Below are 14,482 nucleotides of genomic sequence, written 5' to 3' on the forward strand. Positions count from 1 at the left end.
CAACCGGCACCGGGGCTTGAAACCAAGATGAGTGATGACGAGATCATCTCCTCCATCGGTGGTTACGACTACGGCTGGCATGACTCGGACGAGGCTGGCCAGGCTGCACACCGCGGCCTGAGCGAAGACGTCGTCCGTGACATCTCGGCGAAGAAGAACGAGCCGGAATGGATGCTGGAGTCCCGTCTCAAGGCGCTGCGCATCTTTAACAAGAAGCCGGTCCCGACCTGGGGCCCCGATCTTTCGGACATCGACTTCGACAACATTAAGTACTTCGTTCGCTCCACCGAGAAGCAGGCGCAGACCTGGGACGATCTCCCGTCTGACATTAAGGAAACCTACGACAAGCTGGGTATTCCGGACGCAGAAAAGAAGCGTCTCGTCTCCGGCGTCGCCGCACAGTACGAGTCCGAGGTTGTCTACCACAAGATCCGCGAGGATCTTGAGGCCCAGGGCGTTATCTTCGTCGATACCGATACCGCCGTGCGCGAGTACCCGGAAATCCTCCAAGAGTACTTCGGCACCGTTATCCCGGCCGGCGACAACAAGTTCTCCGCCCTGAACAACGCCTGCTGGTCCGGCGGCTCTTTCGTCTACGTCCCCAAGGGCGTGCACGTGGACATCCCGCTCCAGGCCTACTTCCGCATCAACACCGAAAACATGGGTCAGTTTGAGCGCACCCTCATCATCGTCGAAGAGGACGCGTACGTGCACTACATCGAGGGCTGCACCGCCCCGATTTATAACTCGGACTCCCTGCACACCGGTGTCATCGAGATCGTGGTGAAGAAGGGCGGACGCTGCCGCTACACCACCATTCAGAACTGGTCCACCAACGTCTACAACCTCGTGACCCAGCGCGCCAAGGTCGAAGAGGGCGGCACCATGGAATGGGTCGACGGCAACATCGGCTCCAAGGTCACCATGAAGTACCCGTCCGTGTGGATGACCGGCGAGCACGCCAAAGGCGAAGTCCTCTCCCTGGCGTTCGCAGGTGAAGGCCAGGTGCAAGACACCGGCTCCAAGATGGTTCACATGGCACCGCGCACGTCGTCCAACATCATTTCTAAGTCCGTGGCCCGCAACGGTGGCCGCGCCGCCTACCGCGGCCTGGTCCAGGTCAACACGAACGCGTACCACTCCACGGCCAACGTCGAGTGTGACGCCCTGCTCGTGGATAACACCTCGCGTTCGGACACGTACCCGTACAACGACATCCGCAACGAGTACGTCACGCTCGGCCACGAGGCAACGGTCTCCCAGGTCTCTGAGGAGCAGCTGTTCTACCTCATGTCCCGCGGCCTCGAGGAAGAGGAAGCCATGGCGATGATCGTCCGCGGCTTCGTCGAGCCGATTGCCAAGGAGCTCCCGATGGAATACGCCCTCGAGCTCAACCGCCTTATTGAACTGCAGATGGAAGGATCGGTGGGCTAGACAGTGGTCGCCTCCAACGAATTCAACCCGGCTGACGTCACGAAGGGCGATCAGTTTACTTCCTTCAACGTCGAGGACTTCCCGGTCCCGCACGGCCGCGACGAGGTCTGGCGCTTTATCGCGCTGCGCAAGCTCCGCGGCCTGCACAACGGCCAGTTCGCCCCGGTTGTCGCGCAGAAGATTCAGGTCACCACGCCGGCTGGCGTCTCCACGGAGAGGCTTGAGCCTTCCGATGCCCGCTTGGGCACTGCCGGTGCCCCCGCCGACCGTGTCGCGGCGCAGGCATGGACCTCCATGCCCGAGGCTCAGCTTGTGACCATCGACGCTGAGGCCACCCCGGCCGAGCCGGTGGAAATCACCATCACGGGTGCTGGCGAGGGAGTGACCTCCTTTGGCGCGACCTCCATCCAGGTCGGCCACCACGCGCAGGCCACCGTCGTGCTCAAGTACGTTGGCTCCGGCACGCACGCGGATAACGTCGAGTTCATCCTCGGTGATGGCGCAAACGTCACCGTCGTCGTCGACGCGGACTGGGAAGATGACGCGGTCCACCTCGGCCACCAGGTGGTCAAGCTCGGCCGCGACGCCGTCTTCCGCCACAACACTGCGGTCTTCGGCGGCGAGATCGTCCGTCTCGTCCCGCGCGTCGTCTTCGACGCCCCGGGTGCCGATGCCGAAATGCTCGGCGTCTACTTCGCGGACTCCGGCCAGTACTTCGAGAACCGCCTGCTCGTGGACCACGACGTGCCGAACTGCCGTTCCCGTGTGTTCTACAAGGGCGCGCTCCAGGGTGTCGCCGGCCAAGACGACGCGAACCCCGTCGCCGCGATGGGCGCCTCGAACCGCAACGAAGCTCGCACTTGCTGGGTGGGCGACGTGCTCATCCGTTCGTCTGCCACGAACACCGACACCTACGAGACCAATAACAACCTCATCCTCACCGAGGGCGCGCGTGCAGACGCCATCCCGAACTTGGAGATCCAGACCGGCGAGATCGTCGGTGCCGGCCACGCCGCCACCGTCGGCCGCTTCGACGACCTCGAGCTGTTCTACCTTATGTCTCGCGGTATTCCGGAGGCTGAGGCCCGCCGCCTCATCATCCACGGCTTCTTCTCCGAGGTCATCGGCCGCATTCCGGTCGAGTCCCTCCGCGAGGACCTCGAGGCTCGCGTCGTTGCTGAGCTTGCCAAGATCAACGCCTAAAACACCCCGCGTCACGCACCCACACGCCTTTTAGCGAAAGCAGGAAAACTTATATGTCTACCCTGGAAATCAAAGACCTCCACGCGCAGGTCGTTCCGTCCGATGAGAATGAGACTCCCAAGGAGATTCTCAAGGGCGTCAACCTCACCATTAACTCCGGCGAGACCCACGCCGTCATGGGCCCCAACGGCTCCGGCAAGTCCACGCTGTCCTACGTCATCGCTGGTCACCCCAAGTACGAGGTCACCTCCGGCGAGATCCTCCTCGACGGCGAGAACGTCCTCGAGATGTCCGTCGACGAGCGTGCTCGCGCCGGCCTCTTCCTCGCTATGCAGTACCCGACCGAGGTCCCCGGCGTGAAGATGGCACAGTTCATGCGCTCCGCCGTCTCCGCCGTCCGCGGCGAGGCCCCGAAGCTTCGTGAGTGGAACAAGGAGCTCACCTCCGCCCGCGAGAAGCTCGACATCGATAAGTCGTTTGCACACCGTTCCGTCAACGAGGGCTTCTCTGGCGGCGAGAAGAAGCGCCACGAGGTCATGCAGCTCGACCTGCTCAAGCCGAAGTTCGCCATCATGGACGAGACCGACTCCGGCCTTGACGTCGACGCCCTGCGCATCGTCTCCGAGGGCATTAACCGCTACCAGGAGGAGACCGGCGGCGGCATTCTCATGATTACGCACTACAAGCGCATCCTCAACTATGTGAAGCCGGACTTTGTCCACGTCTTCGCCAACGGCCACATCATCACGACGGGCGGTGCCGAACTGGCAGACCAGCTTGAAGCTGAGGGCTACGAGAAGTTCATCAAGTAGCACCCGCGCCCGGCCCGCCAGGACCATTCCCGGCGGGCCTTCGCGTCCCACCGCCGCATGGCGGCATAACCGAATATTTAGACACAAACTTAGACGTGATTTTCAACAAGGAGGTGTCATGTCTGACCTAGACGTGACCGCCATCCGGGAACAGTTCCCGATCCTCTCGCGCACCGTGCGCGAGGATAAGCCCTTGGTCTACCTCGACTCGGGTGCCACCTCGCAGCGCCCGCTGTCGGTGTGGAAGGCTGAGGAGAACTTTGTCCTCCATACCAACGCTCCCGTGCACCGCGGCTCGTACCAGCTCGCGGAGGAAGCCACGGATGCCTACGAGACCGCGCGCGAGAACATCGCGAAGTTCGTCGGCGCCGACGGCGACGAGATCGCCTTTACCAAGAACGCCACCGAGGCCCTCAACGAGGTCGCCTTCGTGCTTGGCGATAAGCGTGCGGGCGACCTCTACGTCGGCGAAGGCGACACCATCGTCATCACCGAGGTCGAGCACCACGCGAACCTAGTGCCCTGGCAGGAGCTCGCCGCCCGGACTGGCGCGACCCTTAAGTGGTACTCGGCGACCGCCGATGGCCGCATTGATCTCGACTCGCTCGAGCTCGACGACTCTGTCAAGGTTGTCGCGTTTACCCACCAGTCGAACGTTACCGGAGCCCAAGCTCCCGTCGAGGAGCTCGTTCGCCGCGCCCACGCCGTGGGTGCCATGGTGGTCCTCGACGCGTGCCAGTCCGTGCCGCACATGCCGGTCGACTTTCACGCGCTCGACGTCGACTTCGCTGCGTTCTCCGGCCACAAGATGTGCGGCCCGTCCGGCGTCGGCGTCCTGTACGGCAAGCGCGAACTGTTGGATCAGCTCCCGCCCTTCCTCACCGGTGGCTCCATGATTCAGATCGTGAAGATGGAAGGCACCACCTTCGCCGAGCCGCCGCAGCGCTTCGAGGCCGGCACCCAGATGACCTCGCAGGTCGTCGGCCTCGGCGCCGCCGTCGAGTTCCTCAGTGAGATCGGAATGGACAAGATCCATGCGCACGAGCAGGAACTCACCGCCTACGCGCTTGAGGAGCTGCAGAAGATTCCGGGCCTGCGCATCTACGGCCCGACCACCCCGGAAAACCGCGGTTCCGCCGTGTCCTTCAGCGTAGAGGGCATCCACCCGCACGACCTCGGCCAGGTCCTCGACGATCAGGGCGTGTGCGTGCGCACCGGCCACCACTGCGCGTGGCCTGTGCACCGCGCTCTCGACGCTCAGTCGACGACCCGCGCGAGCTTCTACCTGTACAACACCCGCGAGGAAGTGGACGCGCTCGTCGCGGCCATCCACTACGCACGTAAGTTCTTCCGCGTCGATGGCGTCGACGAAGACGACGCAAAGTAGGGAAGTGCACCATGAACCTTGATTCCATGTACCAGGACGTCATCCTGGATCATTACAAGCACCCGCATCATGCTGGCCTGCGCGACCCGTTCCAGGCCGAGGTGCACCACGTCAACCCGTCCTGTGGCGACGAGCTCACCCTCCGCGTGCAGCTCTCGGACGACGGCACGACCGTCGAGGACGTTTCGTACCACGGCGAAGGCTGCTCCATCTCGCAAGCCTCCACGTCCGTCATGGCAGAAGAAGTCGTCGGCCTGCCCGTTGAGGAAGCCATGAAGAAACTCGAGGACTTCGACCACATGGTCACCTCGCGTGGCGAGTACGAAGGCGACGAGGACCTCATCGGCGACGGCATTGCCTTTGCCGGCGTGGCGAAATATGCAGCCCGTGTGAAATGCGCACTCCTCGGCTGGAAGGCCTTCCAGGCCGCCACTGCGGACGCCCTCAACGAACTGGAGAATAAACAATGAGCGACGAACTCATCGATCCGTACCAGAACGAAAGCTCGAACTTTGACGGCGGCGGCCAGCGCCCGCCGCAGACCGAGGAACAGATTTCCAAGGCTTTTGACGTCACCGAATATATGCGTGACGTCATCGACCCCGAGCTCGGCATCAACGTGGTCGATCTCGGCCTCGTCTACGACCTCTGGTTCGAAGAGGTCGACGGCAAGGAGACTGTCATGATCAATATGACGCTCACGTCGCCAGCTTGCCCGCTCACGGACGTCATCGGCGAACAGGTCGAAGACGCCGTGGTCGGCAACAAGCTGGCCGAAGCCGTCCAGATTAACTGGGTCTGGATGCCGCCGTGGGGCCCGAACATGATCACCGAGGAGGGCCGCGAAATGCTCCAGGCCCTCGGCTTCGCGGTCTAAGCAGTCCGAACGCACCAACTCGCACTTGCGCACCTACGCGTGAGCGCGGGTTGTCGCGTATCGGGGGCCTCACCGCGCCGCTTTTCGAACCGGAAGAAGTAGTCATCGATGCTGTGGAGGAGGGGAGTTTCGCGCTTCTCGCAGTCCTCGCGATGACCGTCAGTCGGCGCGTGAGGTTCCGGATGGTGCGGGTTGTAGAACTCGACGATGTGAAACCCCAGGCGGTTGACGTAGAAGTGGACGTTCCGCTTATCCACATACGGCGACTTCCGGGAAGCGTTCCTCGATTCCCCGATTATGATGCGCGGCCGCGACGGCCAGGCTCGTCGATAGGGCCGACGGCATCTTCGAGTCCTCGTTGAAAGGCTTCGTGTCCCGCCGTCGTGAACACATCCTGTTCATCGGCAGCGATGGGACGCAGCGCACTAGGCAGATTGGGGGACGCGCATGTCCAAAGGGAAACGTCTGTGTCTACTCGGTGCCAGCCGGCGGTGGGCCGCCGTGCCGCTGTGCGCGATAGCCGCACAATATAGCTGTGCTAGCGAGTTGGTGGCGAGTTCCACCTAGAAATCCGGGTTGATAGACTGGCTCCTTGTGATTGTGACCAATGATTTCGAAGTGCGCGTCGGCGCCCGTACCCTGCTCGACGCCCCGGGCCAGCACCTACGCGTCCAGCCTGGGGATCGTATCGGCCTGGTCGGCCGCAACGGAGCGGGCAAGACGACGACCATGCGCATCCTGGCAGGGGAGACGGAGCCCTACGGCGGCTCCGTGACCCGCTCGGGCCCCATTGGTTACCTCCCGCAGGACTCCCGCGAGGGCAATATCGAGCAGACCGCGCGCGAGCGCGTGCTCTCCGCCCGCGGCCTCGACGACATCAAACGCCGCATGGCCAAGCAACAGGAGATCATGGAAACCGCCACGGACGATAAGCACCGTGACAAGGCCATCCGCAAGTTCTCCCGCCTCGAGGAGGAGTACCACGGCCTCGGCGGTTACGAAGCTGACGCGGAGTGCGCACAGATCTGCGACAATCTAGGCCTGCCGCAGCGCATCCTCGACCAGCAGTTAAAGATCCTGTCAGGCGGCCAACGCCGTCGCGTGGAGCTGGCGCAGATTTTGTTCGCGGCATCGTCAGGCGAAGGCAAGTCCCAGACCACCTTGCTCCTTGACGAGCCCACCAACCACCTGGACGCGGACTCGATCACGTGGCTGCGCGGCTTCCTCGCTAAGCACGAGGGCGGGCTCGTCATGATTTCCCACGATGTCGAGCTGCTCGAAGCCGTTGTGAACAAGGTGTGGTTCCTCGACGCCGTGCGCGGCGAGGCGGACGTCTACAACATGGGCTTTAAGAAGTACCTCGACGCCCGCGCCACGGACGAGGCCCGCCGTCGCCGCGAGCGCGCCAACGCGGAGAAGAAGGCCTCGGCCTTGAAAAAGCAGGCCGCCAAGCTGGGTGCCAAGGCCACGAAGGCCGCCGCCGCCAAGCAGATGCTCGCGCGCGCCGACCGCATGATGAACCAGCTTGACGACGTCCGCGTCGCCGACAAGGTCGCGCACATCGAATTCCCGGAGCCGGCGCCCTGCGGCAAAACCCCTATGAACGCGCACGGGCTTACCAAGATGTACGGCTCCCTCGAGGTGTTCGCGGGCGTCGATCTCGCTATCGACAAGGGCTCCCGCGTCGTCGTGCTCGGCTATAACGGTGCCGGAAAGACCACGCTGCTCAAACTCCTCGCGGGCGTCGAGCGCACGGACGGCGAGGGCGGCATTGTTACGGGCCACGGCCTGCGCATTGGCTACTTCGCGCAGGAACACGACACCATCGACCCGGACAAGACGGTGTGGGAAAACACCATCGAGGCCTGCCCCGACGCCGGCCAGCAGGACCTGCGCGGCTTGCTCGGCGCATTCATGTTCTCCGGCGACAAGCTGGAACAGCCCGCAGGCACGCTCTCCGGCGGTGAGAAAACGCGTCTGGCCCTGGCCACGCTCGTGTCGTCCCGTGCCAACGTGCTGCTCCTCGACGAGCCCACCAATAACCTCGACCCGCAATCGCGCGAACAGGTCCTCGAGGCGCTGGGCACCTACACCGGCGCCGTCGTCCTCGTCACCCACGACCCGGGCGCGGTCAAAGCCCTCAAGCCTGAGCGCGTCATCATCATGCCCGACGGCGACGAGGACCTGTGGAACGATGAGTACATGGAGATCGTGGAGCTCGCCTAATGCAGCGCGTTCTTCTCGACTGTGACCCGGGCATCGACGACACCCTCGCGTTGGCCTACCTCGCCGCGCTCCATCACGTCGGCGAGATTGAGCTCGTGGGCGTGACCACGTCTGCTGGCAATGTGAGCGTGGGGGAGACCGCGCGCAACGCCGCGTGGGCGTTGGAAACTCTCGGCCTCAGCCAAGTCCCCGTTGCTCCCGGCCAGCCCAGCCCCCTCGCCGTCCCGCTTGTCACGACGCCGGAGACCCACGGCCCGCACGGCGTGGGCTATCTCTCGCCGCCGGACTCCTATGAGTTTGCAGCGGATTGGCGGGCCATCTGGAGGCGTGCGCAAGCAGTCGGCGCGCACCTCATTATCACGGGGCCGCTTACGAACGCCGCGACGTGGGCCGCCGGCCGCAGCTTCGACGACTTCGCGTCGCTCACCGTCATGGGCGGCGCCGTGAACTACCGCGGCAACACGACGCCCACGGCGGAGTGGAATTTCCATGTGGATCCGCACGCAGCCGCGCGCTTCTTTGAGAAACTAGGGCACTCCGGCCACCTAGCCACGCTGTGTTCGCTCGAGGTCACCGAACAATTCCTCATAGACTCGCCGCGTCTCGACAAACTCATTGACGTCCTAGGCGACGCGCCCATCGCGACCGTCCTGCCCGAACTGCTGCGTTTCTACTTCGAATTCCACGAGGCCCAAGGCGAGGGCTACCAAGCCCAGATTCACGATCTCCTCACGACGATGATCGCGCTCGACCGCATCACCTTCGACGCCGTCGATACCACCATCGCCGTCGAGGCCGACTCGCCGCTCCTGCGCGGCACCTCCGTCGCCGACCTCCGCAGTCACTGGGACGCCCCGCACAACGCCCGTCTGGTCACGGCCGCCGACATCGACGCCGCCCACACCGAACTTCTCCGCGCAGCCCGTTTCCTCGCCGAGTAGCGGGTGTTAGGGTCGGGGAGTCCACCCCTTTCTGCGAAAGACCATGACCATTGGGCTTCCCGAGCTGTTCTGCATCATCCTCTTCGGCAGGAAAAGTCTGGAAGGCGCTTGACCTGTACATCGCGGACACGTCGCAGACGCTAGACTAAGCCACGTCTCTGAAGACTCTGACCGCGAAAGGAGGTGTGATGGCGCAAAAGAAAGACCGCTCCATGTGGAAGATGAACCCCGAGCAACTCCAGGAGCATCTTGTCCTGCGTGCCCGCGCAACACGGATACCGGACAAGAAGAAGCTCAACTCCAAGAAGGCCTGCCGCCAGCACAACCAGCGGCAGGCCTTCGGCCTTTCTCGTCACCCCCGCGTGCCTCAAGTTTGTGCCACCGCGCTCGCGTCGTAAACTATGGGCTGTTTGCACGCCGCGTCCGAGGTGACATAGGAACGCGCACGTGCTCCATTCGTGTACCGCGCCCCGCGCGGCCGACCTCTTAAGGAACACATGTCACAACTCTCGCTTACTCCCGCGCGCCGGACGCTCGTCGTTATCGGCGGCTTGCTCGTTCTCTTCACCTGGCTGTACCTCGTCCTCGCCCGACCCACCGATTGGGAATCCGTGGCGGGCTCGAGCTCCGCACTCATTACGCTCGGCGGCTACGTCGGAGGCGCCATCCTGCTCCTCGCTGGTTCCCTGCCGTCGCTGCCCGCACGCACCATCGCCGTCATCCCCGTCGCGCTCGTGCTCAACATCGTAGTCGGCGAGATCGTCGGTACCATCGGCCTGCCGCTCTACCTCGACTCCGTGGGCACGGTCCTCGTCTCCGCGCTCGCCGGCCCCATTGCGGGCCTGGCTACCGGCACGCTCTCGTCCGTCGTCTGGGGCCTCATTAACCCCGCGGCCCTCCCATTCGCCGCAGGCGCCGCCGCCACCGGTTGGCTCGCCGGCTTGGCCGTCAAGTCTGGCGCGTTCAAGCACTGGTGGTCTGTCATCGTCTCCGGCGCCATCATCGGCATTATCACCGGCGCCATCGCCGCCCCCGTCGCGGCCTTCGTCTACGGCGGCACCGCCGGCGTAGGTACCGGCGCCGTGGTCTCGCTCTTCCGCGAGCTCGGCAATTCGCTGCTCGCCTCGGTGACCATGCAGTCCTTCATCTCGGATCCGCTGGATAAGGCCATCGTCTTCCTCATCGTCTGGGCCGCGCTCAAGGCCCTGCCCAAGCGCACGCTGGCCTCCCTGCGCCCCCAGCCTGCCGATGCCGCCTAGCCCCATGTCCCCACACCCCGCCACCGTCTTGCTCGCCGCCGCGTGCGGCTGGTTCCTCGTGGTGGCGGTTAATACGCCGCTATCCTCGGCGCTTATCCTTTCCCTCTCACTCGTGCTCGGCACCTGGGCTGCGCGCTCGGTCGCCGTCATCGCCACGACGCTGGCGCTTACCGTGCCGGCGGCGCTGTCCATGGTGCTCATCCACGCCCCCTACGGCGAGCACCGCATCGCACCCCTCCTCACCAGCGATGGCCTGGCGCTCGCAGGCTCGCTGTCCCTGCGCTTCGCCGCCCTTATGGGCTGCGTCCTCGCCGCGGCCGCCGCGCTGTCTGTCTCCGAGGTCTCCAAGTGGATGCAGGTCTCTCGCGTCGGATATAAGGCCGCCTACGTCGTCGGTGCGTCCCTGCAGTCCCTGCCGCAGGGCCGCCAGGCCATGTCCGCAGTCCGCGACGCCAATCGCCTCGCCGGTGTGAAGATCGGCCTGCGCAACGTCGGTCCGCGCGTCATCATCCCGGTCATCGCGCGACTGCTCACGCAGGGCGCCCAGCGAGGCCACGCTCTCGCCGCCATCGGCTTCGACGAGCCCGGCCCGCGCACCCTCCTTCAACCGGTCCCAGACTCTGCAGCACAACGCGCGCTGCGCTGCTTCCTCGTTCTCGCTACGGTGGTTATCGCATGGTTCTAGAACCCATTCCCGGCGAGGTCACGACCGTCACGGTCGGTTTCGACGAAAACGCCGACGAGGTCGCCCACCAGCTCGCGACGCAGTGGGGCGTCGACACCGTCATCGGCGCCGACGCCTCTGCCCACGTCTCGCTCCTGCGCGCCACCGTCCGCGAAGAACTCGCCCTGGCCCTCGAGCACCGCGGAACCCCGCGCGCCGAGATGGCCGCACGCGTCGAAGACATGCTCGCCGCCGTCGGTCTCACCGAGCTGGCCGAACGCGACCCGGCCCGGCTCTCCGGCGGCCAGACCCGCCGCCTTGTTTGCGCGGCCGTCGCCATCGCACATCCCAAGGTGCTTATCGTCGTCGAGCCCTACGCCGGCCTCGATCCCAACTCGCGCGCCCAAGTCGAACTGTTGCTCCACGGGCTGGGGGAGACCGCCGTCGTCCTCGTCCAGGCGGACACCCGTTCCACCCGACCCGACCTCACGCCCGTCGCGCCCGGCGACGGATTCACCCTCGGGCCGCTCAGCGCCACCCGCGGCACGCAGCGCCGACGCTGGTGGAAGCTCAAAGCCCCCGAGCACGCCGAGTTTGCCGTCGGCCCCGTCACCATCCCGGTGCAGCATGGCGGTGTCACGTGGCTGCGCGGTGGCAACGGCTCGGGCAAGACGACGCTTCTGCGCGCTGCCGCGGGACTCGACGGCCACGAGCCCGCGCACTCCTCGCTCGGCATGGCCCTTCAATCGCCCATGGACCAGGCGATTACCCCAACGCTCGCGCAGCTCGTGGGCGACGCCGCGCTCACCGCAGAGCTAGGGCTTCCGCCGGACGAGCATCCCCTCGACGCGTCGGCCTCGCAGTTGCGCGTAGCCCAGGTCGCGGCCACCGTAGCGCAGGGCCGCGAAGTCGTGGTCTTCGACGAGCCCGACACGCTTGCCGATGCCACCGGCCGCACCGCCCTGCACTCTCTCCTGCACCGCGCGCTCAGCGCCGGCTCCGCGCTTATCATCACGTGCCATGACCCAGCATTCGTCGCAGAGATCACGGCCTATGCCACGGTGCGCGAGTGCAGCATCAACACCGTGTGACCGTCCTTGGGCTCGCGCTGGGCTGCGGCGGCGGGGAGAAGGGGGCATCGGCAAGCTAGTTGCGGAAACCGTGGACCGGGGCAGGGATGAAGCCGCCGCGGTGAATGAAGGTGGAATTGCCCACCTGGTTGACCGGAATGACCGGGGCGTAGCCGAGGAGTCCGCCGAAGTTGACTTCGTCGCCGGGCTGCGTACCCGGAACCGGGATGACGCGCACGGCGGTCGTCTTATGGTTCATGACGCCGATGGCTGCCTCATCCGCAATCATGCCGGCGATAAGCTCGGCCGAGGTGTCGCCCGGGATCGCAATCATGTCGAGGCCCACCGAGCAGATGGCCGTCATGGCCTCGAGCTTCTCGATTTTCATGCTGCCGGAGCGCACGGCGTCGATCATGCCCTTGTCTTCAGAGACCGGGATGAAGGAGCCGGAGAGGCCACCTACGCGGGAGCAGGCCATCATGCCGCCCTTCTTCACCGCGTCGTTGAGCAGCGCGAGCGCCGCGGTGGTGCCGTGCGTGCCGACCTGGTCCAGGCCCATGTGTTCGAGAATGTGCGCTACCGAGTCGCCGAGCTCGGCGGTGGGGGCAAGCGAGAGGTCGATGATGCCGAACGGCACGCCGAGACGCTCCGCCGCGAGGTTGCCCACGAGCTGGCCGGCGCGGGTGATCTTAAAGGCGGCCTTTTTGATTTCCTCGGCGACTTGGTCGAGGGTGGCGCCCTCGAGCGAGCCGAGCGCGCGGTCGACGACGCCAGGGCCGGAGACACCGACGGAGACGACGCAATCCGGCTCCTCGATGCCGTGGAAGGCGCCGGCCATAAACGGGTTATCGCCTACGGAGTTGGCGAAGACGACGAGCTTCGCGCACGCGATGGCGGAATCGTCCTTGGTAAGCTCCGCGGACTCCTTGATAATCTCGCCGAGACGCTTGGCGGCGTTCATATTGATGCCGGCGCGCGACGACGCGATATTGACCGACGAGCAGACGACGTCCGTGTTGGCGAGGGCCTCCGGGATGGAGTTGATGAGACGCTTGTCCGCAGTGGTCGCGCCCTTCTCGACGAGGGCGGAGTAGCCGCCGACGAAATTGACGCCGACTTCCTTGGCCGCCTTGTCGAGCGCCTTGGCGGCCTCAACCGGGCTGCCGTCCACGCCGGCGGTGACGAGCGCGATGGGCGTGACGGAGATGCGCTTGTTGACGATGGGGATGCCAAGCTCGGCCTCGATGCCTTCGCACACCTCGACGAGGCGGGAAGCCTGGCGGGTGACGTGGTCGTAGATGGCCTGCGCGGTCTCCGCCATGGTGGAACGCGCGCAGCTGAGCAGGGAGATGCCCATGGTCACGGTGCGGATATCGAGACGGTACTTGTCGATCATCTCGATGGTGTCGATGACACCGGAGGTATTAAAACGTGTCGACATGGCTGCTTAGACCTCGTGCATAGCGGTGAAGATGGCCTCGGATTGCAGGCGAATGGCCTGGCCGGTGGCCTCGGCGACCGGAGCCATGTGCGTCTGGAGGTCCGCGATGGTCGTTTCCTTCTCGTCGAACTCGACGCGCAGGATCATGGTGAAGAAACCCGACATGAGGGTCTGCGAGACGTCGACGACGTTGACGTTCTTCTCCGCGATCGCGGTGGTGACGGCGGCGATAATGCCGGTGGAGTCTGCACCGGTGACAGTCATGATGGCATACATGTCTGTGTATTCTATACGGCTGCGCTCCTACGTCGGTGGTACGGTGGGGCGGCATGCCCTCTACTACTAAAACTGTCATGTACATCGGCGGCCACGGCAAGATCGGGCTACTTTCCACACCGAAGCTCGTCTCCGCGGGTCACACCGTGCGCTCGCTCGTGCGCAAGAAAGAATACTTCGACGAGCTGCGGGAGTTGGGGGCGCAGCCGGTACTCGGCGACATTACTTCGCTGACGCAGACGGACTGGGAGAAGCTCTTCGACGGCGTCGACGTCGTGGTCTGGGGCGCCGGCAACGGCGGCCGCGGCGGCGCTGAGCTGACCACCGCCGTGGACCGCGATGGTGCGCTCACCGTCATCGACGCCTTGGAGGCTCTCGCCGCCTCGGACCGCGCTGTCCCTAAGTTGGTCATGATTTCCTACATCGGGGCGACTCAGAATTCCCCGTCGCTGGAGGGCAACTCCTGGGACGCCTACGTTTCGGCGAAGAAGACTGTCGATGCCCGCCTTAACATCTCTTCGCTCGACTACCTCATTCTCGGCCCCTCCGCGCTCACCGAGGAACCCGCCGGCGGCCTAAAGGTCGTGCCGGACGAGGCTTCCGGCGCCAAGGACACGCACACCTCGCGCGAGCTTGTCGCCGACGTCGTCACGGAGGTCGTTTCCCGCGACTCATTCCCGGAGTCGCCGCTGGCGTTCATTGACGGCTCCGACTCCGTCGCGTCCATCTAGATCCGTATCCGCCCGGCGGTCTTCTGCAGGCCGCCGGGCCGTAGTTTTTCCGCCCACCATGAGGGTGCCTCGCGCGGGCGCGCCATAGTACCGAATCCGCACCACAACGCAAGTTTTTCTCAGGAAAGCCTGTGGAGAACTTTTTCAGTTGCACACTATAG

Annotated in this window: 15 protein-coding genes; 13 read left to right on the forward strand and 2 right to left on the reverse strand. The window is 64.7% G+C overall.

Going from position 1 to position 14,482, the window contains the following annotated elements; translation table 11 throughout:
• The first annotated feature begins 27 nt into the window (after positions 1 to 27).
• The 12 genes from sufB to HMPREF0307_RS11825 all read left to right on the forward strand — a co-directional run bounded on the left by sufB (position 28) and on the right by HMPREF0307_RS11825 (position 11,894).
• Entirely contained in the window at positions 28 to 1,434 is a 1,407-nt protein-coding gene (gene sufB, locus HMPREF0307_RS11765; protein ID WP_141629215.1) for a Fe-S cluster assembly protein SufB, read from the forward strand.
• 3 nt (positions 1,435 to 1,437) lie between these two features.
• The gene (gene sufD / locus HMPREF0307_RS11770) at positions 1,438 to 2,637 is read left to right on the forward strand and encodes a Fe-S cluster assembly protein SufD (RefSeq protein ID WP_066493244.1); all 1,200 of its coding nucleotides are present in this window, start codon (positions 1,438 to 1,440) and stop codon (positions 2,635 to 2,637) included.
• A gap of 53 nt (positions 2,638 to 2,690) precedes the next feature.
• Positions 2,691 to 3,449 (forward strand): Fe-S cluster assembly ATPase SufC, encoded by a 759-nt coding sequence (gene sufC / locus HMPREF0307_RS11775; protein ID WP_066493245.1) that lies wholly within the window; start codon positions 2,691 to 2,693, stop codon positions 3,447 to 3,449.
• A gap of 118 nt (positions 3,450 to 3,567) precedes the next feature.
• On the forward strand, positions 3,568 to 4,836 hold the full coding sequence (locus HMPREF0307_RS11780) for a cysteine desulfurase (RefSeq protein WP_066493250.1): 1,269 nt from the start codon (positions 3,568 to 3,570) through the stop codon (positions 4,834 to 4,836).
• A gap of 11 nt (positions 4,837 to 4,847) precedes the next feature.
• Entirely contained in the window at positions 4,848 to 5,306 is a 459-nt protein-coding gene (gene sufU / locus HMPREF0307_RS11785) for a Fe-S cluster assembly sulfur transfer protein SufU (protein WP_066493252.1), read from the forward strand.
• Positions 5,303 to 5,713 carry a metal-sulfur cluster assembly factor gene (locus HMPREF0307_RS11790; protein WP_066493253.1) on the forward strand — a complete coding sequence of 137 codons (411 nt, stop codon included), beginning with the start codon at positions 5,303 to 5,305 and terminating at the stop codon, positions 5,711 to 5,713. The genes sufU and HMPREF0307_RS11790 overlap by 4 nt, the downstream gene beginning before the upstream one ends.
• A 594-nt stretch (positions 5,714 to 6,307) precedes the next feature.
• Complete coding sequence (locus HMPREF0307_RS11800) at positions 6,308 to 7,939, forward strand: ABC-F family ATP-binding cassette domain-containing protein (RefSeq protein ID WP_066493256.1); 1,632 nt, start codon at positions 6,308 to 6,310, stop codon at positions 7,937 to 7,939.
• Complete coding sequence (locus HMPREF0307_RS11805; RefSeq protein WP_066493259.1) at positions 7,939 to 8,880, forward strand: nucleoside hydrolase; 942 nt, start codon at positions 7,939 to 7,941, stop codon at positions 8,878 to 8,880. The genes HMPREF0307_RS11800 and HMPREF0307_RS11805 overlap by 1 nt, the downstream gene beginning before the upstream one ends.
• Positions 8,881 to 9,068: 188 nt before the next feature.
• Positions 9,069 to 9,278: a hypothetical protein gene (locus HMPREF0307_RS11810; protein WP_066493261.1), complete on the forward strand. Its 210-nt coding sequence runs from the start codon at positions 9,069 to 9,071 to the stop codon at positions 9,276 to 9,278.
• A 99-nt stretch (positions 9,279 to 9,377) separates the two neighbouring features.
• Entirely contained in the window at positions 9,378 to 10,139 is a 762-nt protein-coding gene (locus HMPREF0307_RS11815) for a glycosyl transferase family 9 (RefSeq protein WP_066493263.1), read from the forward strand.
• Between the two features lie 4 nt (positions 10,140 to 10,143).
• Positions 10,144 to 10,824 (forward strand): CbiQ family ECF transporter T component, encoded by a 681-nt coding sequence (locus HMPREF0307_RS11820; RefSeq protein WP_066493265.1) that lies wholly within the window; start codon positions 10,144 to 10,146, stop codon positions 10,822 to 10,824.
• Positions 10,815 to 11,894: an ATP-binding cassette domain-containing protein gene (locus tag HMPREF0307_RS11825; protein ID WP_066493267.1), complete on the forward strand. Its 1,080-nt coding sequence runs from the start codon at positions 10,815 to 10,817 to the stop codon at positions 11,892 to 11,894. Before HMPREF0307_RS11820 ends, HMPREF0307_RS11825 begins: the two co-directional genes overlap by 10 nt.
• A 55-nt stretch (positions 11,895 to 11,949) precedes the next feature.
• On the opposite strand, the gene HMPREF0307_RS11830 is transcribed toward HMPREF0307_RS11825, so the two are convergent.
• Both HMPREF0307_RS11830 and HMPREF0307_RS13205 read right to left on the reverse strand, forming a co-directional pair.
• Positions 11,950 to 13,314 carry a PFL family protein gene (locus tag HMPREF0307_RS11830; RefSeq protein WP_066493269.1) on the reverse strand — a complete coding sequence of 455 codons (1,365 nt, stop codon included), beginning with the start codon at positions 13,312 to 13,314 and terminating at the stop codon, positions 11,950 to 11,952.
• 6 nt (positions 13,315 to 13,320) lie between these two features.
• Positions 13,321 to 13,590, reverse strand: coding sequence for an ACT domain-containing protein (locus HMPREF0307_RS13205; RefSeq protein ID WP_066493272.1), 270 nt, complete (start codon positions 13,588 to 13,590; stop codon positions 13,321 to 13,323).
• 53 nt (positions 13,591 to 13,643) lie between these two features.
• On the opposite strand from HMPREF0307_RS13205, the gene HMPREF0307_RS11840 reads away from it, so the two are divergent.
• Complete coding sequence (locus HMPREF0307_RS11840; protein ID WP_066493275.1) at positions 13,644 to 14,321, forward strand: NAD(P)H-binding protein; 678 nt, start codon at positions 13,644 to 13,646, stop codon at positions 14,319 to 14,321.
• The last annotated feature ends 161 nt before the right edge of the window (positions 14,322 to 14,482 follow it).

The organism is Corynebacterium sp. DNF00584 (genome assembly GCF_001552965.1).
GTDB classification, from domain to species: domain Bacteria; phylum Actinomycetota; class Actinomycetes; order Mycobacteriales; family Mycobacteriaceae; genus Corynebacterium; species Corynebacterium phoceense.